Source organism: Flavobacterium sp. GSP6 (assembly GCF_003984855.1).
Classification (GTDB): domain Bacteria; phylum Bacteroidota; class Bacteroidia; order Flavobacteriales; family Flavobacteriaceae; genus Flavobacterium.
Genome location: NZ_RYDO01000001.1, coordinates 157344 through 181505, shown reverse-complemented (window position 1 = coordinate 181505; position 24162 = coordinate 157344). Strand labels below are relative to the sequence as shown.

At 33.5% G+C, this 24162-nt stretch carries 21 protein-coding genes; 14 read left to right on the top strand and 7 right to left on the bottom strand.

Annotation, left to right across the window (positions count from 1 at the left end):
- Positions 1 to 315: 315 nt before the first annotated feature.
- From EKM03_RS00820 to rnr, 3 genes are read right to left on the bottom strand one after another with little or no spacing between them, the layout of a single operon-like run.
- A complete protein-coding gene (locus EKM03_RS00820) occupies positions 316 to 993 on the bottom strand; it encodes a LysE family translocator (RefSeq protein WP_126452318.1) in 678 nt (225 codons plus the stop codon).
- 41 nt (positions 994 to 1034) lie between these two features.
- Positions 1035 to 1778: a head GIN domain-containing protein gene (locus EKM03_RS00815; RefSeq protein ID WP_126739712.1), complete on the bottom strand. Its 744-nt coding sequence runs from the start codon at positions 1776 to 1778 to the stop codon at positions 1035 to 1037.
- Positions 1779 to 1783: 5 nt separating this feature from the next.
- The gene (gene rnr / locus EKM03_RS00810) at positions 1784 to 3973 is read right to left on the bottom strand and encodes a ribonuclease R (protein ID WP_126739711.1); all 2190 of its coding nucleotides are present in this window, start codon (positions 3971 to 3973) and stop codon (positions 1784 to 1786) included.
- A 108-nt stretch (positions 3974 to 4081) separates the two neighbouring features.
- Here rnr and EKM03_RS00805 point away from each other — a divergent pair, with 108 nt between their 5' ends.
- Together EKM03_RS00805 and rpiB are read left to right on the top strand one after the other, a co-directional pair.
- A complete protein-coding gene (locus EKM03_RS00805; RefSeq protein WP_126739710.1) occupies positions 4082 to 4315 on the top strand; it encodes a DUF2007 domain-containing protein in 234 nt (77 codons plus the stop codon).
- A gap of 718 nt (positions 4316 to 5033) precedes the next feature.
- A complete protein-coding gene (gene rpiB, locus EKM03_RS00800) occupies positions 5034 to 5462 on the top strand; it encodes a ribose 5-phosphate isomerase B (protein ID WP_126739709.1) in 429 nt (142 codons plus the stop codon).
- On the opposite strand, the gene EKM03_RS00795 is transcribed toward rpiB, so the two are convergent.
- A complete protein-coding gene (locus EKM03_RS00795) occupies positions 5459 to 5737 on the bottom strand; it encodes a DUF1294 domain-containing protein (RefSeq protein ID WP_126454936.1) in 279 nt (92 codons plus the stop codon). The genes rpiB and EKM03_RS00795 overlap by 4 nt on opposite strands.
- A gap of 64 nt (positions 5738 to 5801) precedes the next feature.
- On the opposite strand from EKM03_RS00795, the gene EKM03_RS00790 reads away from it, so the two are divergent.
- Entirely contained in the window at positions 5802 to 7925 is a 2124-nt protein-coding gene (locus EKM03_RS00790; protein ID WP_126739708.1) for a Tex family protein, read from the top strand.
- Positions 7926 to 7965: 40 nt separating this feature from the next.
- On the opposite strand, the gene tatA is transcribed toward EKM03_RS00790, so the two are convergent.
- Positions 7966 to 8139, bottom strand: coding sequence for a twin-arginine translocase TatA/TatE family subunit (tatA, locus tag EKM03_RS00785; protein ID WP_126454940.1), 174 nt, complete (start codon positions 8137 to 8139; stop codon positions 7966 to 7968).
- Between the two features lie 214 nt (positions 8140 to 8353).
- Between tatA and EKM03_RS00780 the strand changes: the two genes are divergently transcribed.
- From EKM03_RS00780 to EKM03_RS00750, 7 genes are all read left to right on the top strand, one after another.
- The gene (locus EKM03_RS00780) at positions 8354 to 8875 is read left to right on the top strand and encodes a peptidase (RefSeq protein WP_126552842.1); all 522 of its coding nucleotides are present in this window, start codon (positions 8354 to 8356) and stop codon (positions 8873 to 8875) included.
- A gap of 67 nt (positions 8876 to 8942) precedes the next feature.
- Positions 8943 to 10442 carry a GH3 auxin-responsive promoter family protein gene (locus EKM03_RS00775; protein ID WP_126552844.1) on the top strand — a complete coding sequence of 500 codons (1500 nt, stop codon included), beginning with the start codon at positions 8943 to 8945 and terminating at the stop codon, positions 10440 to 10442.
- A gap of 36 nt (positions 10443 to 10478) precedes the next feature.
- Complete coding sequence (locus EKM03_RS00770; RefSeq protein WP_126561364.1) at positions 10479 to 12158, top strand: hypothetical protein; 1680 nt, start codon at positions 10479 to 10481, stop codon at positions 12156 to 12158.
- A 7-nt stretch (positions 12159 to 12165) separates the two neighbouring features.
- Positions 12166 to 13149 carry a hypothetical protein gene (locus EKM03_RS00765; protein WP_126739707.1) on the top strand — a complete coding sequence of 328 codons (984 nt, stop codon included), beginning with the start codon at positions 12166 to 12168 and terminating at the stop codon, positions 13147 to 13149.
- 34 nt (positions 13150 to 13183) lie between these two features.
- Positions 13184 to 14494, top strand: coding sequence for an MATE family efflux transporter (locus EKM03_RS00760; RefSeq protein ID WP_158616360.1), 1311 nt, complete (start codon positions 13184 to 13186; stop codon positions 14492 to 14494).
- A gap of 31 nt (positions 14495 to 14525) precedes the next feature.
- Entirely contained in the window at positions 14526 to 15590 is a 1065-nt protein-coding gene (locus EKM03_RS00755; protein ID WP_126739705.1) for a hypothetical protein, read from the top strand.
- A gap of 91 nt (positions 15591 to 15681) precedes the next feature.
- Positions 15682 to 16866, top strand: a complete 1185-nt coding sequence (locus tag EKM03_RS00750) for an O-antigen ligase (RefSeq protein ID WP_233584040.1) — start codon at positions 15682 to 15684, stop codon at positions 16864 to 16866.
- Here the strand turns inward: EKM03_RS00750 and EKM03_RS00745 are convergent.
- Positions 16802 to 17908 carry a glycosyltransferase gene (locus EKM03_RS00745; protein WP_126567827.1) on the bottom strand — a complete coding sequence of 369 codons (1107 nt, stop codon included), beginning with the start codon at positions 17906 to 17908 and terminating at the stop codon, positions 16802 to 16804. The genes EKM03_RS00750 and EKM03_RS00745 overlap by 65 nt on opposite strands.
- 290 nt (positions 17909 to 18198) lie before the next feature.
- Here EKM03_RS00745 and EKM03_RS00740 point away from each other — a divergent pair, with 290 nt between their 5' ends.
- From EKM03_RS00740 to EKM03_RS00730, 3 genes are all read left to right on the top strand, one after another.
- Complete coding sequence (locus tag EKM03_RS00740; RefSeq protein WP_126457769.1) at positions 18199 to 19182, top strand: UDP-glucuronic acid decarboxylase family protein; 984 nt, start codon at positions 18199 to 18201, stop codon at positions 19180 to 19182.
- Positions 19183 to 19302: 120 nt separating this feature from the next.
- Complete coding sequence (locus EKM03_RS00735; RefSeq protein ID WP_126457770.1) at positions 19303 to 20655, top strand: exopolysaccharide biosynthesis polyprenyl glycosylphosphotransferase; 1353 nt, start codon at positions 19303 to 19305, stop codon at positions 20653 to 20655.
- A gap of 2 nt (positions 20656 to 20657) precedes the next feature.
- Positions 20658 to 21440, top strand: coding sequence for a glycosyltransferase family 2 protein (locus EKM03_RS00730; RefSeq protein ID WP_126739703.1), 783 nt, complete (start codon positions 20658 to 20660; stop codon positions 21438 to 21440).
- Here EKM03_RS00730 and EKM03_RS00725 read toward each other — a convergent pair.
- A complete protein-coding gene (locus tag EKM03_RS00725; protein WP_126739702.1) occupies positions 21424 to 22734 on the bottom strand; it encodes a phenylacetate--CoA ligase family protein in 1311 nt (436 codons plus the stop codon). The two genes, EKM03_RS00730 and EKM03_RS00725, sit on opposite strands and share 17 nt — an antisense overlap.
- A 132-nt stretch (positions 22735 to 22866) precedes the next feature.
- Between EKM03_RS00725 and purD the strand changes: the two genes are divergently transcribed.
- Positions 22867 to 24141 carry a phosphoribosylamine--glycine ligase gene (gene purD, locus EKM03_RS00720; protein ID WP_126457773.1) on the top strand — a complete coding sequence of 425 codons (1275 nt, stop codon included), beginning with the start codon at positions 22867 to 22869 and terminating at the stop codon, positions 24139 to 24141.
- The last annotated feature ends 21 nt before the right edge of the window (positions 24142 to 24162 follow it).

The following is a 24162-nucleotide window of genomic DNA, read 5'->3' as shown; positions in this document are numbered from 1 at the left end:
CAATGCCTCTAAAACCTTCAAAGCAATTTGGAGGTTTTTTTTATGTCTAATTTTTAGGAAAAATTAAATAAATATAGGGTTCGAATCCGTCCTGAAGCTTCGAGAGATGCCTCTAAAACCTTCAAAGTAATTTGGAGGTTTTTTTATGTCTAATTTTTAGGAAAATTAGGGTTCGAATCCGGATAAAATATAAAACCTTTAAAACACTTTAGTTTTTTTTGACTCAAATTTTTACCATTAAGAAACTACATTTTATTAAGACTTAAGACTTAATTTTTCTTAATTTCTTAATGGTTTAAAAAAACGTAATAGACTTTAATTATCTATTTTATCAAATGCTTTTTTTACCAATTCTTTTTCTTCCGGAAACCAACCTTGGGTGATCAAAACCATCCCAAAAACCATCATTACAATACTGATTCCTTTTTTAATTTTAAGGATGTTATTAGGGGTAAGTTTTGTTTTTAATTGTTTAGCTAATCCAATTTTGATACAATCTATAAATAAATAGGTTCCAATAACTGCAATAAAAAAAGTGACCATTCTAAATGTTTGCATTTCTAGTTTTGGTCCTACTGAAATAATAATAGCCAACCAAAAACCAAGTACACCTATATTGATAATATTTAACAAAAAGCCTTTTATAAAAAGGCTTAAATAATTTTTTTTAACTATTTCCTTATCGATAATGTCTGTATTTATTTTCTCTTCTTTTTTTAATTGCAGGAAAGAAATTACACCATAAGCGAGCATCAACACACCTCCAAAAATAAAAAGTGCTGGTTGGTCTTTTAAACTTTGAATTAACCGGTAACTGCCTAAATAAGCAATTCCGATGAAAACAATATCTCCTAAAATTACGCCTAAATCAAATATTAAAGCCGCTCTAAATCCTTTTATAATACTTGTTTCCAGTAAAATAAAAAAAACAGGGCCAATCATAAAACTTAAGAAAATTCCCCAAGGAATACCAGCTAGAATATCGTTTATCATTAAATATCTAAATTTATTGGTATGAAAAATAAACTAAAATACTAATTTTTCTCTAAGATAGTGCCACCAATGAAAACATTTTGGTTAATCTGTTTTGGTTTTCCATAGATAAAAATTGAGCCTCCAGCTTTTACTTTTGCATCCACTAATATTGTGGCATGAATTTCTGATTGTCCTCCTGCAGCAACACTTATGGTTGTTTGAGAAGTCTCTAAATCCTTAGCATTAAGAATTCCGCCCGAGGTAATTACAACATCTTGATTTTTGGCTCTACCGGATACTGAAACTATTCCTCCAGCATTCGCTTTCACTTCTACTTTATCAACATCAATTTCTAACTTTATTTCGCCTCCAGATTTTGCATTTAAATCTAATACTGTTTGTTTAAAATCAGAGTCACTTGATACATAACTTCCCTCGCTTACAGCAATACTTTGCAAGGTTTTAAAATATAACTTAACTTTAATATCATCTCCAGATAATAATTTAGGGAAAGGCATTCTGATTTTTAATTCACCGTTCTTATTCACCGTTTCCACTTCATCTGCACGAGCACCGGTTATAATAATTTTGTTTTCTGAGGCTGCAATTAATTTAACACTGATTTTATCAAATACTTTTACTTCATCAAAATCTCCTAAATTTCTGGTTATCTGAGCATTTGTTATTTGACTTAAAAATATAAAAGCAATAATCACTAATTTTTTACTCCTATTTCTAATATTTATTTTTTGGTATTGCTTCGCCAGTTCGTTAGCACTCGTGTCGTGAATATTTGATTTCATTTTTTTTATTTTAATGGTTCTCCAATTCTTCTTAAAAAATTAAAATCCAGTTGTTTTTTAACTAAATCAGCATTTTTTACTTTAACATAAATTTCATCTCCTAATTGTAACAATTTTCCAGAAGTTGCACCAGTAAGTGCGTATTGTTTTTCATCAAAGGTGTAATAATCGTCTTTTATATCCCTGATTCTACACATTCCTTCACATTTATTTTCGATAATTTCTACATAAATTCCCCATTCTGTCACACCGGAAATTACACCCAAAAATTCCTCGTCCTGATGATCTTGCATGTATTTGACCTGCATGTACTTAATAGAATCACGTTCAGCATTAGTTGCTAAACCTTCCATTGTGGACGAATGAACGCATTTTGTTTCATACGTTTCTTCATCTACTGATTTACCTCCGTCCAGATAATGTTGCAACAAACGATGCACCATCACATCCGGATAACGACGAATTGGTGATGTAAAATGCGAATAATAATCAAAAGCTAAACCATAATGTCCTATGTTATCCGTAGAATATTTGGCTTTACTCATACTTCTAATCGCAAGGGTATCAATTAAATTTTGTTCTTTTTTACCATTTACATCTTCCATTAATTTATTTAAAGCTTGTGAAATAGAACCTTGTTTAAAATCAATTTTATGTCCAAACTTAGCAATAACAGCTTGCATCGCAAAAAGTTTATCCTCATTGGGTTCATCGTGAATTCTGTAAATAAACGTTTTCTTTTGTTTTCCAATGTATTCCGCTACTTTTCTGTTGGCTAAAAGCATGAATTCTTCAATCAGATGATTGGCATCTTTCGAAACTTTAAAATAAACGCCTTGCGGTTCACCGGCTTCGTCTAAATTAAATTTCACTTCCACTTTATCAAAAGTAATAGCTCCTTCAGCCATTCTTCTTTTTCTAAGAATTTTAGCTAATTCATCCATTTTTAGCGTCGCAGCGACAATTTCTTTCGAAACTTGATACGAACTTGCCGTGATCGAAATTTCTGATGGAATCACAACGTCTTTGGTCTCTATGATATACTGCGCTTCTTCATACGCAAAACGTTGATCAGAGTAAATTACCGTTCGACCAAACCATTGGTTGATAACCTCGGATGTTTCGTTAATTTCAAATATAGCCGAAAACGTATATTTTTCTTCATTTGGTCGCAACGAACACGCAAAGTTTGATAATACTTCGGGTAACATTGGCACTACTCTATCTACTAAATAAACTGATGTTGCTCTTTGATACGCTTCATCATCCAGGATTGTTCCTTCTTGTAAATAATGCGAAACATCAGCAATGTGAATACCAATTTCGTAATTACCATTTTCTAGTTTTTTAAATGAAAGTGCATCATCAAAATCCTTCGCATCTTTTGGATCAATTGTAAAAGTCAACGTATCTCGCATATCGCGACGTTTAGCAATTTCATTTTCTTCTATTGAAGTATCAATTTTTTGTGCAAACATTTCTACTTCAATAGGAAACTCTGACGGCAAACCATATTCTGCAAGAATGGCGTGAATTTCTGTATCGTGTTCCCCTGGTTTTCCTAAAACTTTTATTACGGAACCAAAAGGACTATCAGCTCTGGCCGGCCAATCTTCAATGTGTACCAAAACGACATCACCTTGTTCGGCCTCGCCTATTTTATCCTTTGGAATAAAAATATCGGTATACATTTTTGGATTTGCAGTAGAAACAAAAGCAAAATTAGCTTGAATGTCAATTACACCCACAAAATCTGTTTTATTTCTTTCAAGTACTTCAATTACTTCACCTTCGGGTCTTTTTCCTTTTCTGCGGTTGTATACATACACTTTGACAATGTCTTTATCTAAGGCGTGGTTCAAGTTATTGGTCGGGATAAAAACATCTTCTTCCATTTCAGCACAAACAAAATAAGCTGTTTTACGGCTTGTCATATCAATTTTACCCTCGTAATACTCCTTACTTTCTGCTTTTACTAAGTATTTACCCGGCTCTGATTCTATGATTTTGTTTTGCGAAGCCAGAATCTTCAAATCTTTTATAATTTGATTTCTGCTTTCGGTATCATCAAGCTCAAGTTTTGCTCCTATCTGTTTATAATTGAATGCTTTATTAGCACTTTGCGATAATATTTTTATTATTTTTTCAGAGAAATCTTTCTCTTTTTTTATCGGCTTTCTTAGTCTTTTACTCATAAATCGGTTCTTAAAAGTCTAAAATTACAAAGAAGATATCATATTACAGATTTTACGGATTATATTTATTAAAAAAATAACTTTCGTATCTTTATAAAAATTGAAAAAATGGAAGATTTCAAAATAATTAGAACCTTTAATTATTCACATGAAATTGTGGTACTAAAGCATTTATTAGAACAGGAAAAAATCAACTATTTTTTTGAAAATGAAACGTTGGTTTCCATCGATCCGTTTGGCAGTTTTGCTTATGGTGGAATTAAACTTAAAGTTCATATTAATGATTTTGAAAAGGTTCAGGAATTATTAGATAACATGAATACAAAACTGACTATTGTTTAAATCTAAAACAGTACTTTTTTTGAAAGTTGTCAACATCTATTATTTTAAATAAAAAGAAAAATTAAATTTAAATTATTTTTTGGTTGTTATTATAGCATGTTAATAGTGGCAATAAATTTATTTTAAAAATGGTTGAAATCAAGTTTAAAGATGTTATTAAGAGTTATTAACATACTTATTTTAAGATAAAGTATTAATTTTAAAGTCTTTTTATATTTTAATTAACAATGGTTGATAATATAAAAACTAGTGGTTTTGTAAATAACTCACACAACACTATTTTGTTGATAACCCACTTTTTAATATTAATAACTATTCTAAAAATTAACGAAACTAAATTAGGATTTAAAAACTAGGTTTTGGATTACTTATTTTTTAGATATTACCCAAAAATAGTTCTAAGATTCTATCTTAAGTTATGAACATAGTACGTTAATTTAAAGTTAACTGAATATCAAGCAATTGCATTTCGTTATTAACAATGTAAAATTTTAACATTTATAATACAAAATTTATATTGATTTACAACTATTTATGGATTAAAAGGAATTGTTAATAACTGTTAATTAAATAAGGATCTGATAGTTACAAAATAAAATATTAAATTCAATTTTAAAGGTATATTTAAATTGAATTTATCAAATAAATAGGACTTATTTAATTCATCAGAATAGATTACTTTATTTAAATTTGCACAACATTATTTAATACATAGTATATGAAAATCTCCATAGGAAACGATCATGCAGGTCCGGAATACAAAAAAGCAATTGTGGAAATGCTTCAAGCAAAAGGACATGAAGTAATTAATTACGGAACAGATTCAGCAGCAAGTGTAGATTATCCAGATTTTGGACGTCCTGTTGCCACAGATGTTGCTGAGGGAAAAGCTGATTTTGGAATTGTTATTTGCGGGAGTGGCAACGGAATTTCTATGACAGTCAATAAACAATCTAAAGTTCGTGCGGCTTTATGCTGGATGAAAGAAATAGCAGTTTTAGCTCGTCAACATAATGATGCTAATATTATTAGTATTCCCGCTCGGTACACTTCAATTCCACAAGCAGTAGAAATGGTTGAAGCATTTTTAAGTACTGAATTTGAAGGTGGAAGACACCAAAATAGAGTAGATAAAATTTCTTGCTAGAATTTAATTATTCCAAAATTATACAGTCCAAAAAGGATTAAAATTTGAATTACTATAATTCCGTAAAACCTCAAAAGGAAGCTTTCTTTTGAGGTTTTATGTCTAAATAGAAGCATTGCTAAACCGGAACCAATTGTTCCGCCAATAACGCTTGGCAGCAACAAATTAAGTTCTGAAATGCGTCTTTTTTGATTTACAGCTAGCTGTTTGTCAACTGCTATTATTGAAAAAGCAACCAAATTAATGAGTGCAAAATACCAGAATAAAAAAGACATAAATAAGAAATTTTGACTCAAAGATACTATTTTAGCAACATGATTTTATAATCTTAAATTTAAAATGACTAACATACAATTCATATCAAAAGTCGTTGCGACTGCAGCAATAAACATTCAAAAAACAGTACAATTATTACAAGAAGATTGTACTATTCCTTTCATTTCTCGCTATCGAAAAGATACAACAGGAAATCTGGATGAGGTACAAATAGAACAAATTGCAAAGCTTCAAAAAGAATACGAAGTGATTGTAAAACGTAAAGAAGCGATTTTAAAATCGATTCAGGAACAAAATGCGCTCAGTCCAGAATTAGAAAAAAAAATACAACAAAGTTTCGATTTACAGGAATTGGAGGATTTTTATCTCCCATTCAAAAAGAAGAAAAAAACCAAAGCCGATGTGGCTAGAGAAAATGGATTGGAACCACTAGCCAAAATCATTATGGCGCAAAATAATGATGATGTCGATTTTATTTCGACAAAATATTTGAACGAAAAAGTAAGCAATGAAGCAGCAGCTCTACAAGGCGCCAGAGATATTATTGCTGAATGGATTAATGAAAATAGTTATGTTCGAAAGCAACTCCGACGATTGTACGAACGCAAAGCCATTATTACGACTAAAGTGGTAAAAACAAAGAAAGAAGATGAAAAAGCACAAAAATTTAATCAATATTTCGATTGGTCTGAGCCGTTGACTAAAACACCTTCACACAGATTATTAGCCATGCTCCGTGCCGAAAATGAAGGTTTTATTAAGGTTAAAGTAGAAGTTGATATTGATGAAGCGTATGTTATTATTGATGCGTTAGTTTTAAAAAGTGAAAATAAAACCACACCGCACGTTCAATTAGCTATCGAAGATAGTTACAAACGATTGCTGAATCCGGCGATTTCAAATGAAACTTTGCAAGAAGCTAAAGTGAAGGCTGATGCCAATTCTATTCAGGTTTTTGCGAACAATCTTGGACAGTTATTACTGGCGCCGCCGTTGGGTGAAAAACGAATTCTGGCGATTGATCCCGGTTTTAGAAGCGGATGTAAAATTGTTTGCTTGGACGAAAAAGGAGATTTGTTGTACAATGAAACTATTTATCCGCATGCGCCTCAAAAAGAGGAAGCGATGGCGATGAAAAAAATTCGTTCGATGGTAAATTCGTATAAAATTGATGCTATTTCAACAGGAAACGGAACGGCTTCGCGTGAAACCGAATTCTTCATCAAGAAAATAGCTTTCGACAAACCGGTCCAGGTTTTTATCGTTTCAGAAGCGGGAGCATCGGTGTATTCTGCCTCAAAAATTGCTAGAGATGAATTTCCGAATTATGATGTCACGGTTCGAGGTTCGGTTTCTATAGGTAGACGACTAAGTGATCCATTGGCCGAATTAGTAAAAATTGACCCGAAAGCCATTGGCGTAGGCCAATACCAACATGATGTGGACCAAAACAAGTTGAAAGAAGAATTGGATAATACAGTGGTTCGTTGCGTGAATTCAGTTGGGATAAACATAAACACTGCGAGCAAGCATTTATTGAGTTACGTGAGCGGAATAGGAGAGAAGCTGGCTGAAAATATAATACAATACCGCTCGGATAACGGTCCTTTTACAGATAGAAAACAACTTAAAAAAGTGCCGCGTTTGGGTGAAAAAGCGTACCAACAAGGCGTTGCTTTTATCCGAATTTCGAATGCAAAAAACCCATTGGATAATTCAGCGGTTCATCCGGAAGCCTATGGAATTGTAGAAAAAATGGCTAAAGATTTGAAATTGACGGTGCATGATTTGATTGCCAACAAAGAGAAAATAGCTTTGATAAAACCAGAAAACTATAGTACACCAGAAATAGGTTTATTGGGATTGAAAGACATTATCAAGGAATTAGAGAAACCAGGATTAGACCCCAGACAATCAGCTAAAGTATTTGAATTTGATCCGAATGTAAAAATGATAAAAGATATAAAAACAGGAATGATTTTGCCGGGAATTGTCAATAACATTACTAATTTTGGTTGTTTTGTGGATATTGGAGTCAAAGAAAGCGGGTTGGTTCACATCTCGCAACTCAAAGCCGGTTTTGTTAGTGATGTAAATGAAGTGGTTAAATTGCACCAACATGTTCAAGTCAAAGTGACCGAAGTAGATGAGGAAAGAAAGAGAATTCAGTTGACGATGGTCATTTAAATTATAAAAAAAGGCTTTTCAAATTATGAAAAGCCTTTTTTTATTTTGTTTCGTCTACTTTTTTATCAGCTGACGGATCTTCTTTGGCTGCGTTTTTGAATTCTTTGATTCCGCTTCCTAAGCCTTTCATTAATTCTGGGATTTTTTTACCTCCAAAAAGTAATAAAACAACCGCCAATATAATAAGGATTTCTGTAACACCTATACTACTCATAATACGATAATTTATTGCCGAAGCAAGTTTGTAATAGACCTATCAGCAAAGGTATAGAGAATTAATTAATAGAAACTCATTTAAATTCATTTATTTTAATTTTAAAAACGTTAAAAATTTATTAAAAACGAATGCAAGATTAAGAAATATCATCCTAGAAAAGCGAATACAATCAACGACAATAATTGTTATATTTGTTAAATAATCAAAAAGGATGCCCGACAAAGGATTAAAAAGACAGAAATTAAAGGAAAATTTATTTAATAAAAGACGTTTAATCATACTAAACGAAGATACTTTTGAAGAAACTTTTTCATTGAAGCTTACCCTAATGAACGTTTTTGTGGTAGCGACTTTAGGCGCTATAATTATTACATTTGTCACCACCTTTATCATTGCATTCACTCCTTTACGAGAATTTATACCGGGCTATTCTTCTTCAAAATTGAAAAAGGATGCAATGGAATTGTCTTTAAAATCGGATTCTTTGTCACGCGCATTAAAACAAAACGAAGCCTATATCCAATCGATTCAAAAAGTGCTGACCGGAGAATTAGAATATGCAAAATTCAATAAAGATTCAATACTCGCGGAGGCAGAGGAAGCGCCTTCACAGGTTGATATGTCTGCATCAAAACAAGAATTAGAATTGAGGCAACAGGTTGCGCAGGAAGAGAAAAATGTAAATTCCCTGCGATCCTCCAACAAAGGTAAGGGTCAACCTCCAATAAAGTAAAATAGTTTTTATTACAATAAAATGGAGTGCGCCCAGCGGCTCAAACAATTAAAATCAGAAGGAAGAAATGTCACTAAAATCAATTGCAGCAAAATTATTTGCAAAAAAAATTTACAATACCACACAAGCTTGGTCTACTGATCCTATTGAAACTCAAAAAAAAGTTTTTTTACAATTAATAAAAGACGCAAATAAAACCCAATTTGGCGTAGACCATCATTTTGACCAAATTAAAAATTACGATGATTTTACAAATCAGGTTCCTGTTCGAGATTATGAAGGGTTAAAACCTTATATTGATAAGGTGGTCAAGGGGTCAGTTGATGTGCTATGGAAAGGAAAGCCACTTTATTTTGCTAAAACTTCTGGAACAACATCTGGGGCTAAGTACATTCCTTTGACAAAAGAATCCATGCCGTTTCACATTACAGCAGCCAGAAACGCTATTTTGCATTATATTCATGAAACCGGTAACGCTGATTTTGTAGATGGAAAAATGATTTTCTTGCAGGGAAGCCCACTTCTGGAGGTGAATAATGGAATAAAATTTGGTCGTTTATCTGGAATTGTAGCGCATTTTGTTCCAAAATATTTACAAAAAAACCGAATGCCCTCTTGGGAAACCAATTGCATTGAAGACTGGGATACTAAAGTGAATGCAATTGTCGAGGAAACAATCAACGAGAACATGGCTGTGATTTCTGGAATTCCTTCCTGGGTGCAAATGTATTTTGAGAAATTGCATCAAAAAGGAGGGAAGCCTGTTGGGGAAATCTTCAAAAACTTCAATTTGTTTATTTACGGCGGTGTAAATTATGAACCGTACCGCGCCAAATTTGAAAATTTGATAGGTCGAAAAGTAGACAGTATTGAGCTGTTTCCGGCTTCGGAAGGATTTTTTGCGTACCAAGATTCACAAAAAGAAAAAGGAATGTTACTGCTTTTAAACTCGGGAATTTTTTATGAATTTATTAAATCGGACGAATTTTATACGAATCCCGAAGGTTCGGGACCAAGACGTTTTACGATTGGTGAAGTGGAACTGGGCGTGAATTACGTTTTAATCATTTCTACTAATGCAGGACTTTGGGGATATGATTTAGGCGATACCGTTCAATTTACCAGTTTAAAACCCTACAGAATTATAGTATCCGGAAGAATCAAACACTATATTTCGGCTTTTGGAGAACATGTAATTGGGAAAGAAGTGGAAAGTGCGTTACAGGAAGCAATTCTTGGAACTACCATTCGAATCAATGAGTTTACCGTGGCACCACAAATCACTCCTGCAGAGGGATTGCCGTATCATGAATGGTTTATTGAATTTGAAAACGACCCGGAAGACAGCGTATCTTTTGCGGAAGCGCTGGACAATGCCATGCGAAAACAAAACATGTATTATGATGATTTGATTGTTGGTAAAGTGTTGCGAAAAGTGGTGATTACCAAAGTGGCTAAAAATGGCTTTCAGGACTATATGAAATCCATTGGCAAACTGGGCGGACAAAATAAAATTCCGAGGCTTTCTAATGACAGAAGTATTGTGGATTTATTAAGAAGTAAATAAATATCTTACCTTTGAAGGTTAGAAAATAAGTAGAAAATGAAAGAAACAAAAAATATATCACGCTCCAGAGCACAAGAGTCTTCGGCAGCAATTGAAAAAATGTACATCACGATGCGCCACCTTTTTAACAGGGGATTTTACAAACCGATGGGAATTTCAGGCGATACATTGCGCGAAGCATTATTAGCATTACGACCAGAAATTTATGGAAATATTGCCGAAGAAAAAGTAGAATTGAACGGACTTTTATATGTAATTGAACGTCTGCCAGTTGGAATTGAAGAATGCAGATTTATCAATTTAACTTCGGATGAAGGGTATTCTAAATCGCATTTTCAGGCAATTGTACCGCCAAAAAGGCGACGCAATTGTTACCGTATCGACGAGGAACAAATGAACGTGGAGATTACTCGTGGACGCTCAGATATTTATGATATTCTGACACATTTGACGTTTATTTTCATAGAATCACACAAAATTAGAAACAGGGTTTTACTGGATGACGCCGGTGAAGTTTCCCGCGACTGGTTCAAACTAGAACAAGCAGTTTCCCAAAAGAAGAAACTGACTTTGGTAGAAAAAGAGAAAGCCATTTCGCATGCCGCTAATATTCTGGGAAGAACATTTGAGGAAGTATTGGATATTTATGACGCATTTGGTTCAGCTGCTGCGCCAGATCGTTTCTTGCATGTTATCTTTTGGTTGGGGAAACTCGCCATTGAAGAAATTGTAGACGATAATAAGAGAACAATCACCTTTAGTCCTATTTTAAGAGAGCGATTGGGACACCACATTCATGGGGAAATTTGGGCTACCAAAATTAAAGAAGTGCTAGAAGAAAACGAACTTTTAGACCGCCCTATTCACGTGATTAGTGCGAACATGCACAGTGTGATGAATTCTATTTTTGCTACGGAAGTGTTGAAAACTAAGTTCAAAGACAAATCAGATTTCTTTATTTACGAGGAATTGAGTAAATCCGGAGCAGATGCTGTGCGAAACCAAGTGGAAGAAGTAGCCTTGAAATTTGGAATGATTTCGTTGCCGGATACCTCAGGAACGAATATCGATATTCAGATTTTTGATACTGCCAAAATTGACTGGGAAAAAACCTCATTTCCAAAGGCAAACACCGGAGATAAAAAACCAGTACTGATTGTTATGGATTATGCTTTTGGGGAACAGGCGTATGAAACGATTGATGAGTTGCTGAAACCGTTTAAAAAAGACACTTTATTGAATGTGGAATCGGTTTCTATCATGGGGAAAGCTGGGATTCTGGAAGGTGGAAAAGGGGACATTATGATTCCGAATGCACACATTAATGAAGGAACGGCAGATAATTATTTTTTCCATAATGAATTGTCGGCTGAGATGTTTGAAGGCAATGATATTGCTGTTTTTGCCGGACCCATGGTTACTGTTTTAGGAACTTCATTGCAGAACAGGGATTTATTGAAGTTTTTCCATGAGTCGACCTGGGGAATTATTGGGTTGGAAATGGAGGGTTCTTATTACCAGAAAGCCATTCAATCAGCTTCAAAAATTAGAAAGAGTGTTCCACATGATGTGAAGGTCAGATATGCGTATTATGCATCAGATAACCCGCTGGAAACGGGAAGTACATTAGCTTCAGGCGGACTAGGAACCACTGGTGTAAAACCAACTTACTTGATTACCATTAAAATATTAGAACAAATTTTCAACGTAAAATAATTAGCTCATGAATTTAAACGCGCATAGCGATTCAGAAATTGATGTATTTCAAATTACCAGTAAGCTAAAAAAAGGGTTCGGAAGGTTGAATACCCTGTTGTTCTATTGTATTCAGTTTTTTTTAAATCAATGGAAGGTTGTTTTAGTATTACTAATCATCGGTTTTGGTTTGGGATTGTTTTTGGATAAGAATAATAAATTGTATACTACTGAAATTACTGTAATTCCTAATTTTGGGAGTGTGGATTATTTGTATGCAAAAATCAATTTGATTCAATCTAAAATTAATGCTGGCGATATCGTTTTTTTACAAAATGAAATAGGATTGTCCCAACCTGAAGATCTAATAAAAATTGAAATTAAACCCATAGCTGATGTTTATAAATTCATTGAAGATAAAGAGCGAAACTTTGAGTTGATTAAGTTAATGGCAGAAGTTGGAGAGGTAAAAAAAGTACTTGAAGATAATATTACTAGTAAAAATTATACGTACCATACGATTGCGGTTGTTACCAATGGAACTACTAGTGAGAAAAAATTGATTACACCATTATTGAATTATCTAAATCAATCTGAATATTTTACCGCCATACAAAAGGTAGGATTGGCAAATTTAAAACAGGATATTACTCAAAATGACACGATTATTCAACAAATAAATGGAGTTCTTAATGGGTTTACGGCCAATGTAAAAAGTGCATTAAAAAATGATAAGCTCATGTATTATAATGAAAATACACAACTGAATGATATTATTAAAACCAAACAGGAATTGTTATACATTCAAGGGCTAAACCGATTAAAATTAATCAATTTTCAAAAAACGATTAGAGAGGTAACATTCACATTGAATAGTGATACTTCAAAATCAGTAAATGGCGTTATGAAGTTTGTATTGCCAGTATTGCTAGTATTATTATTTGTTTTTATTCATTTGTTCATTCGATTTTATCAAAAGCAATTAGCAAAATCAAAAGTAATTGCTTCTTAAAAAAAATATTTTTCTTTTGCAAAACAGAGCCATTGTGTTAAAAACAATTCGATACTACTTACTTACAACAGTCCAAAATCCTGTAGTTCGGCAAAGTTTACTAACCTTATTGATTCGGGTTTTTGGTGTGGTTCTTTTATTTGGTTTTACTTTGTTTTTAACTCAAAAATATGATCCTAAACTAGTTGGGCAATATGATTTTGTGCGTACGTTTCTTTTCGCAATCGGTAGTATTTGTTTGCTAGGATTTGACCAATCCATATTGTATTTTAAAGGGCGTTTGTATCCTAATTATTCTTTAGGCCATTTGAAGAAAGTATATTTAAAAATGGTTTTGATGCTGTTTTTAGCATCCTTACTTTTATTTCTTTTTTTTGTACTATTAGATGCTTCTGTTATTACACTATTTTTTGCTGATAATACAACTTATTTCCTTCTATTCAAAGCCTCCGCAGTTATGTTTTTTTATGGACTTGCTATTCTAAACGTTGAGGTTTTTAGAGCATTAGAGGAAATAGTAGTAGCTGAATTATTTCGAAATGTTTTTAAATACTTGCCTATTATTGTTCTGGCTGTTTTATTAGTTCAATGGCAATTAGAATTGTATTTAGTGGATGCTCTATTGTTGAGTTTTGTTTTTTTGGGAATTGTTACTACAGTACTAACTTTTTATTTTTTTACAAAAAAAACAGCTATTTGCACTACGGATTGTTTCTCAGCTCGAGAGATTATCACTCAATCTTTTCCCATAGCCGTAAGCGGAATGGCTATTTTTTTGATGATGAGTTTTGACATCTTGTTTTTAAAAAAATACCAAGGTTACGCAGCAGTTGCTTTTTATTCGGTGGCGGTCAAGTTAATGACATTGTTGTCTGTTATTATTTTGACAATAAACATTACCGTTTCGGCATCTATCGCAGCAAGTTTTTCGAATAAAGAAATTGAAAAAGTACAGCAAATAGTTCAAAATAGTTCCCGATTAATTGTAGCGATTACGCTACCCGCAGTTATTGGATTGCTTATTTTTCCGGAGTTTGTTTTGAATTTTTTTGGCCCCAATTATTTAGCGGCGAAAGAGGCATTAGTAGTATTGGTTTTGGGACAAGGTTTTTGTGCCTTTTTTGGGTCGGCTCCTGTTTATTTAAACATGACTGGGCGGCAACGAATTTTTCAACGTATTGTTTTGGGCGCTCTTGGCCTTAATTTTATTCTCAATTATTGGTTAATTCCTTCCTATGGAATGTTAGGAGGGGCAATCGCTTTTTCGGCGAGTGCAATTTTTTGGAATTTTGGAACAGCTCTTTTTGTGTATTACAAAGACGGGATTAAGTTGTTTTTGAGTTAAGTTTGTCACTTCTATTTTCAATCAGACCTAAATGTCTTTACTCATAAAAAAAAATAAGGTAGCTTTTTTAATTCTTGTGGGACTCAATCTATTTGTGGCCTTTGCTGCGAGTTTTATTTTACCGAAACGGTTTTTTTATGATGCTGCTATAATTGCTTATGACAATGGTAACGAAATTGGTTATTTTGGAAGTTACCCATTAACTATTCTATTTTATAAAATTACAGGTTTGCGTTATTTGCCTTTTTCAATAATTGCATTGATTCAGTTTTCCATTTTAATGGGTATTTTGTATAAAATAGGAATTCCAAGTACGTTTGAGAAAGTTACAATTAAGAATATTTTGGTGTATTTTGCTTTCATCATGATTGCGATTTTTATGGCAATGCCTTCCAAGGAGTTTATTACTTTTTTGTACCTCTCCGTGATCGTTTTCTTATTTCAAAATAAGCATTTTACTTTTCAGACTACCTTATTTATAGCCTTGTCTCTTTTTGTGTTTTTTGGAGTTATCTACAGGCCTTATTTTGCGCTACTGCCTATCGTAGCCATGGGAATGTATTGGGTTACTTGTGTCAAGATTCCGAATCGTACTTTTGCAACTCTTTTTTACGGAATTGTAATTGTAATTTTTTTGTCATTGAGTTATGGCTTTGTACAAGGAGAATTTTTTTCAGAGCAAAGCAGAGAGCTTATAAATAGCGCCCGATTAGGATCTGTTGATGCTAATTCAAGCATTGTTTCACCTGTAAAAACAGACACTTGGTATGGTGAAATCATAGGGATTTTGTATGGTTTTTTTACTGTAAATGTCCCCCTTAACGGGTTGAAGCATATTTTTTCTCCACAAATTTTGTTATTCGTAATTTGGCAATTATTTCTGTTTTATATTTTATTGGTTCGATTGGCACGTTGCATAAAAGATAAAAAAAAATATGTTTACGAGTTATGGATGCTTCTTTTTATATTTTCTTTTTTTATCATTCAAGGGGTTTTTGAACCTGATTTAGGATCAGCGATTCGTCACAAAATGGGTGTTTTCCCATTAATTTATTATGCTCTTTATTATGACCATTTCCGAAAAGCAGTTCAATAAAGTTTTCTCTTTTTTTTTGGGGGCGATAGCTTGTACGCTAATTTTCAGGAAGCCTTGTACTTGGTTAATTTTTGCTTTCGCTATTTTTAATATGTTCTATTTCAAGAAAATAAAGTTATCTAGAAAGGCATTGATTTTAGCCAGTACAATCGCATCGCCTTTTTTGTTAGAATTATTGCTATTTTGGAACAATGATTCTTTTGCGCAAGGTATTAAATCTTTAGAAAAGACAGTCTCTTTAGTCTTATTTCCACTAATTATTTTGGGAAATTACAAACGCATTTCATTTCAAAAATTGTTACAATTTTATGTAAATAGTACCACGTTAGTAATGATTGTTTTTGTGTTGCGTTTTGTATTTGTTTTTCCGGAGCATATCACTAAGTATTGGCATGGAATTCACCTATGGGAAATGGGCTATGTTTTTGCAAATTCTATCGGAATTCATGCTCCAGCTCTCAATATGCACTTGGTTTTTGTGAGTATTTCAGCCTTGTATTTGTTAATGCAAAGTTGCCAATCGAAAAAGAAGATTGGACTTGTGTTTATATCCTTTTTGATATTTGTAATCTCTTTTTTTGTTGTGCTTTTAGTTAATACTCGAATGGCTTTATTCAATGTTTTAGTTGGGTATTTATTGGTATTGTTTTCGTTTTTTGCAGCACAATTTGACCTAAAAAAGGTATTGCTTTTTACTGTAGTTATTGGTGGTGTAGTGTGTGGGGTTCTTTTTCTCTTTATTCAAAAAAATTCGTATATGAAAGAAAAATATAGCACGGTAACTTTTGCTTACATGGACAAAGTGGGGAAGCTTGACGAAATTGATCATCCCGAAATAAAGGTTTTTAATTCTCTCGTAACCAGAGTTTCTATCTGGCAATCGGCTTGGGAATTATCTTTGCAACATTTACCTTTTGGCGTTGGAGCTTCGGATGGAAAACCAGAATTAGTAAATTATTATAAACAAACGAATCAGTATTTTTTAGCAAAATATGCTTTTCCTACACACAATCAATTTTTAGACTCTTTGTTGAAGTTTGGTGTTTTAGGGCCGCTAGTGGTTTTGCTTTTTATTGGAACGATTGGTTATCTGGGAATCGATTTAAAAAACGCATTAATTTTTGCTTTCTTTTTTCTTTTTTTTACTTCGAATTTGACTGATGATTTTTTATTGCGTTTCGACGGAATTACGTTTAGCGGCTTTTGGTTTTCTATTTTTGGAAGTTTTTGGCTGCAGCAAAAAAGTAACGTTCATACAACTTCTGAAGTGCTGTGAAATTAATTGTTGTATTAAATAAATCTTTACATCTTGTTTTGCCCTTGTTGCCAAATTGAGCTCTAACTTTTGAATCTTCAAGGATTTTGAAATAGAGCGATAACTCCGATAATTCTTGGTATAAAAAGCCAGTCTCTTTGTGAACAACGGTATCTTTATTGCCATTTATTTTAGTCGCAATTATTGGTTTTTGTAATGCCATAGCCTCAAGAACCGCGATAGGTAATCCTTCCCAAAGTGAGGTTTGAAGATAGATATCTAAAGCATTTATTTGCTCGTACACCTGTTTTTTTTCTATAAACCAACCTGTAATTTTGATATTTGGGGCAGTAATTTTATCGCGTTCTTCTCCATCGCCAATCCATACAAATTGATACTCTGGAAATTGCAAAGCAATGGCATTGAATTGTCTTGGATTTCTAGCCGCAGTAATCCGCCCTGCAATTCCTATGGTTAGTTTTGTATTATCAACGGCTTGTGAATAGTTTTCGATGGCAGAAATATCTATTCCATTTCTAATCATTTCGGCTTTTCCTAGTTGTTTTGCCATTTCAAACTCCGAGTCACCACAAGCGATGGTGATTCCTCCGAAAATTTTCTGAAAGAATTTCTCGATGTACCAATATCCTTTTTTGGCCATAGTAGAAATATCGGTACGCAAAAACGCATATCCGTGCGGTGTATAAAAAACGTTTGGTTTTGGGTTCAAAAAACTGCAAGCGATTCTCCCTAAAACTCCTGCTTTAGAAGAATGTAAATGGACTATATCAGGTTTGATTTTTTGAAGTTCAAAGACTAATTTTTGTAATGCTTTAAGGTCTGAAATGAAGTTTATTTCTCGCCTCATCTCAATTTTGACAGTTGGAATAGTAGCAAATAATTGGGTTACTTTTTCTGGGTCAATCTCTTTGCGATTGTCACTGTATAGGATGGAAGTTTGTACTTTTTGAAGAATGATTTCTTTTTCGAAATGATGGGTTAGATCTTCAAAATAGGTATAAATGCCTCCGCCTAATGCTTCAATTATATGTACAACTTTCAAATGTTTGTTTTTTGCGTGGGAAACAAAAATAAAGTATTCTTTTGCACTTTTACAATAAACGGAGATAGAATTGATGTAAAATCAAATCCGAAAAAGCAATTTGTTGTTCCTTAGCCCCGGGAGGAGCGGTATCCTTTGTTTTTTCTTTTAAAAAGCAAAGATATAGTAGATCACGGTACGATATGCCCTAGAAAACCTTGTATTTCCTCCTTCGAATTTAAAAAGAAAGATGCGGTTTGTGGGTGAGTTTTCTTCAAATCAATTACATTTGTTACGTTTAAATAATTACTATGAAAAGAATACTTATCACCGGAGCCGCAGGATTTTTAGGATCACATTTATGTGACCGTTTTATCAAGGAAGGCTATTTTGTTATTGGAATGGACAATCTCATAACGGGAGATTTAAAAAATATTGAGCATCTTTTTAAATTAGAACAATTCGAATTTTACCATCATGACATCACTAAGTTTGTCCATGTACCGGGAAATTTAGACTACATCCTTCATTTTGCCTCCCCGGCAAGTCCTATAGATTATCTAAAAATTCCAATTCAAACCCTGAAAGTGGGTTCTTTGGGAACGCACAATTTGTTGGGATTGGCCAGAGTAAAAAATGCACGAATTCTTATCGCATCCACTTCTGAAGTGTACGGAGATCCATTGGTTCATCCGCAAACCGAAGAATATTATGGTAATGTGAATACCATTGGACCAAGAGGGGTTTATGACGAAGCAAAACGTTTTCAAGAATCAATCACTATGGCATATCATACGTTTCATGGCGTCGAAACCAGAATCGTTAGAATCTTTAATACGTATGGGCCAAGAATGAGACTTAATGATGGCCGTGTTATTCCAGCATTCATAGGTCAGGCGATTCGCGGAGAAGATTTAACCATTTTTGGTGACGGGATGCAAACGCGTTCGTTTTGTTATGTAGACGATCAAGTCGAAGGAATCTACAGATTGCTGCATTCGGATTATGTTTATCCGGTCAACATTGGAAATCCGGACGAAATTACGATCAAAGATTTTGCCGAGGAAATCATAAAACTAACCGGAACCAATCAAAAAGTGGTGTATCATCCCTTACCCATAAACGATCCGTTGCAGCGTCAGCCAGACATCACAAAAGCTAAAAACTTGTTGGGATGGGAAGCTAAAGTGGGTCGCACCGAAGGAATGAAAATCACCTATGATTATTTCAAATCGTTATCTAAAGAAGAACTTTCTAAAGAGGAGCATAAAGATTTCTCAAAATATATCTTTTAATTCAACGATTTTAAAACAGTTTAAAAAGCCTAAGTTTAGGTATGAAAATTCAGCATCAGAGTAATTATGGATTATAGTAGTAAAAGAAGAGTATTACACTTTTTCTAATCAGATAAATTTGTGAAAACCAAAACGGGAAGGTATTCAGGTTACATTCGCCCTTTTTCATTTGTAATAGACTTGATCTTTATCAATGTGCTTTCGGTATACTTGACTGACTTTCCTGTAAATAAGGTTTTTTATTCCTTATTTATAAGTGCCAGCTGGTTTATTATAGCGGCCAATCTTGGGTTTTATGAAGTATACAGATACACAAAATTGATATCTATATTAAACTGTGCTTTAAAACAAGGTGTTTTATTTACCCTTTTTTGTCTCGTCTTCGCTTTTTTTGACTCTGAAAACTCCAGTTTTCAAAGAATCGTTCTCTTCACTTCAGTTTCGCTGTTCTTAATTCTAATCATTAAACTGTGTATTTATTATTTTCTAAAAAGGTACAGAGTGCTTTTTGGCGGTAATTTTAGAACTGTAATACTGTTAGGAAATTCTAAAAGTGTGGAGCCATTACAACAGTTTTTTACTAAAAATCCAGATTATGGATACAAATTAGAAAAAGTTTTTGACTTGAAAAAAGATAAAGTGCGAAAGCTTAGGGAGAGTTTTGCCTTTGTTTTGGAACACAAAATAGATGAAATGTATTGTTCGATGAGTGATTTGACGCAAAGTCAAATTAATGAAATTGTATATTTTGCTGACAATAACCTAAAAACATTAAAATTTATTCCGGACAAAAAGCAGATTCTTTCCCGGAATTTTACTTTTGAATATTACAATTACATTCCAGTAATTTCCTTGAGAAATATCTTGTTAGACGATAGCTTGAACAAGGTGATCAAACGGGTTTTTGATATTTTATTTTCGGTTGTGGTGATTCTAGGGTTGTTATCTTGGCTTACCATAATTCTCGCAATTTTTATAAAATGGGAATCCAAAGGGCCTTTATTTTTTATCCAAAAAAGGAACGGATTAAATTATAAAGAATTCAATTGCTACAAATTCAGATCGATGGAATTAAACGATGAAGCTGATATAAATCAGGTTTCTAAAAATGATATTCGGGTAACTACAGTAGGTCAGTTTATACGGAAAACAAGTATTGATGAGCTGCCACAGTTTTTAAATGTACTATTTGGCGATATGTCCGTTGTAGGTCCCAGACCCCACATGGTAAGTCATACCGAAATGTATGCGCTGAAGGTGGATAAGTTCATGGTACGCCACTTTGTAAAGCCAGGAATAACCGGACTTGCTCAAACCAAAGGATTTCGTGGTGAAGTCGAAACAGATAAAGATATTATCAACAGAGTAAAATTTGATATTTTTTATTTAGAAAATTGGTCTATTTTATTAGATATTAAGATTGTTTTTAACACAATATACAACACCATAAAAGGTGATGAAAAAGCGTATTAATAATGGAAAAACCACTTGTATCCATAATTACGCCTTCTTTTAATTCGGAAAAATTCATCACTGAAACCATTCAATCCGTGCAAAATCAAACCTATAAAAACTGGGAAATGATTATTGTAGACGATTGCTCTACGGATCAAACGGTATCTATAGTTGAAGAAATCACAAAAAAAGATAGCAGAATCCACCTTTTTAAACTTATAAAAAACTCCGGAACAGGAATTGCCAGAAGTACCGCTTTGGCCCAAGCTAGCGGGAAATTTATTGCTTTTTTAGACGCGGATGATTTGTGGAAACCCGAAAAACTAGACAAACAACTTGATTTTATGAAAGTGAATAAGCTTCCTTTCACATTTTCTTTTTATGATTGCATAAACGAAGGGGGAAACCCGTTAAACAAAAGAATTGAAGCGCCATTGCATCTTTCCTACCAACAGTTATTTTTTTGTAATTATATAGGGAATCTAACGGGAATCTATGAAGCTAATTACTTTGGAAAAATCGCTGTTTCCCCCATTCGAAAGCGTCAGGATTGGATACAATGGCTTACAGTACTCAAAAAAATAAAAACTGCACAGCCCGTTCCGGAAAGTTTAGCTTTTTATCGCATCCGAGAAAATTCTATTTCGGCTTCTAAAATGGAGTTAGTAAAGCATAATTTTGCCGTGTACAGAACGCATCATCATTTGAATTTAATTAGCGCAACACTTTGCATGGTTGGGTTTTTATTTACGCAGTTAATTTTCAAACCACGGTATTCCAAGACCATTAAAGCATCGATTTAAATTGCTTCAATTTGCCTCGATTGCTTCTTTCTAAACTTTTTTTTCGGATAAATATAAAATTCAAATTCGGTTCGAGATATTGTTCAATCGCCCTTTTAATTTTTTCAATTTGTTCCAAATTTAATTCGGTTTCACTCACATATTCAATTTCAAAAGTATCTATTTTGGTTTGTTTTATCAGAAATTCTTTCACGTTTCCGTCGTCCTCGATGATGCTTTTTGTCACATAATAAAAGGTAAGTCCAGGTGATTTTTTCCCGCTGGGTAAAATGGCAACATCATTGGTCCGGCCTATTAATTTCTTGAGAATGGGTTTCTGTAATGTGCTTTTTTCGTCTAGAATTCCAAGATCGCCAATGTCATAGCGAATAAAAGGATGTGCTTTATTGAACAAGGAAGTAATCACGATTCGGCCTGAAGTACCATTTGGAACAACTCGATTATTTTCATCCAAAATTTCCACAAATAACGTTTCTGAATTCACTTGCCATTTTCCTTCCTTATTCTGAAAAGCAATCAAATCAAGTTCTGATGCACCGTATTCATTGACAATAGGAATGCCAAATTGTTTTTCCAATAGGAGTTTGTCTTCTTCAAAAAGCATTTCAGAAGTTACCATGCACACTTTCAAACTCGGACAAATTGCTGATAATACGATGTTTTTCTTTTGTAAAAATTTAGCAAACAAAACAATGGAACTTGTATACCCATTGATATAATCGAATTTTTTAGTTCGAAAATGATTCAAAAATCCTTCTAAAACAGCATCTGATAAATCAAAAATGGAGAACCGAAACCGATGGCTCAAAAAATCCTTGAAACGTTCTTTTTTGTTGCCAATAAAGTTAATTGGAATTCCATAAAAACGCGCTTGATAGGAAGTATTAAAATCAATTTCATACCAGCCAAAACGATACATGTTTGAAGCCCAAGTCAACGCATGGGAGTATTTGTCTTTGGCAAAAATAAAAGGAGTTCCGCTGGAACCAGATGTTTTATTGATGTAACTGTTTTTAGCGGAATAGCCTTCCGAAAGCCGTTCCTTTAAAGGTTTTTGTAAGTTTTTTTTATTTAAAATCGGTAAGTCTTCCCAGTTTGTAAAAGTTGTATTTCCAACTAAATCTTTGTAAAAAGCATTATTTTGCAAATGAAAATGGACAATTTCCACTTTTTTATTTGCAACGAAAACTTCAAGTTCTGTTTCAGAAAAGGCTACAATTTTTTGCAATTCGGCTTTAGCCTCCTTCATTGGAAAACCATTTAGCTGCAACGATAAGTCGAAAAGTGGGAGCATTTTAAAGTGATAATTCATCAAAAATAATATTTACCAACAACTAATGACAGACAACGAACAACTTTTTAAAAATTAATTATTTTTTACGTACAAAAGCAATTATTTTTGCACTACAACTAAACACAACTACACATGATAATTTTACTACTGGGTTCGGGGGGAAGAGAACATGCTTTTGCGTGGAAAATGATTCAAAGTCCGCTTTGTGATACACTTTTTGTAGCACCAGGAAATGCTGGAACAGCTTCAATAGCTACTAATGTGGCTATTAGCCCAACTGATTTTGAAGCTATAAAAACGTTTGTTCTTCAGGAAAAAGTAGCAATGGTTGTGGTAGGACCAGAAGATCCTTTGGTAAAAGGGATTTATGATTTCTTTCTAAACGATGCTACATTAAGTCATATTCCGGTTATCGGTCCATCAAAAATGGGGGCACAACTGGAAGGAAGTAAAGAATTTGCCAAAGAATTTCTAATAAAACATAATATTCCAACGGCTGCTTACGATAGTTTTACTGCTGAAACAGTAGAAAAAGGATGTAAATTCCTAGAAACATTGCAACCGCCGTATGTTTTGAAAGCAGATGGTTTAGCTGCCGGAAAAGGGGTGTTGATTATTCAAGATTTGGCAGAAGCCAAAGAAGAATTAAGAAATATGCTCGTGCATCAAAAATTTGGTGCCGCCAGTTCTAAAGTCGTTATCGAAGAATTTCTGGACGGTATAGAATTAAGCTGTTTCGTTCTTACGGATGGAAAAAACTATAAAATCCTGCCAACTGCCAAAGATTATAAGCGTATAGGTGATGGTGATACAGGTTTAAATACAGGCGGAATGGGAGCCGTTTCTCCAGTTCCTTATGTTGATGCTGTTTTGATGGAAAAAATAGAAACACGCATTGTAAAACCTACAATTGACGGTTTCCAGAAAGACGGAATTGCATATAAAGGCTTTGTTTTTATTGGATTGATTAATGTAAAAAATGAGCCAATCGTAATAGAATATAATGTGAGAATGGGTGATCCGGAAACTGAGGTGGTTATACCGAGATTGAAAACGGATTTAGTAGAATTATTTTTGGCTGTAGCCAATGAAAAACTAGACGAAATTAATCTGGAAATTGATGAAAGAAGTGCTACTACCATTATGGTTGTTTCCGGTGGATATCCGGAGGAATTCGAAAAAGGAAAAGTAATTTCAGGATTAGAAACCATTGAAGATTCGATTGTTTTTCACGCAGGAACTACACTCGATAACGGAAATGTAGTTTCTAACGGAGGAAGGGTTTTGACTGTAACTTCGTATGGAAATGATTTTGAAGAAGCCATAAAAAAATCCTACCAAAACATAGACAAGCTACATTTTGATAAGATGTATTTTAGAAAAGATATTGGAAACGACTTAAAATAGTTTCCAGTTATCGCTCATTTT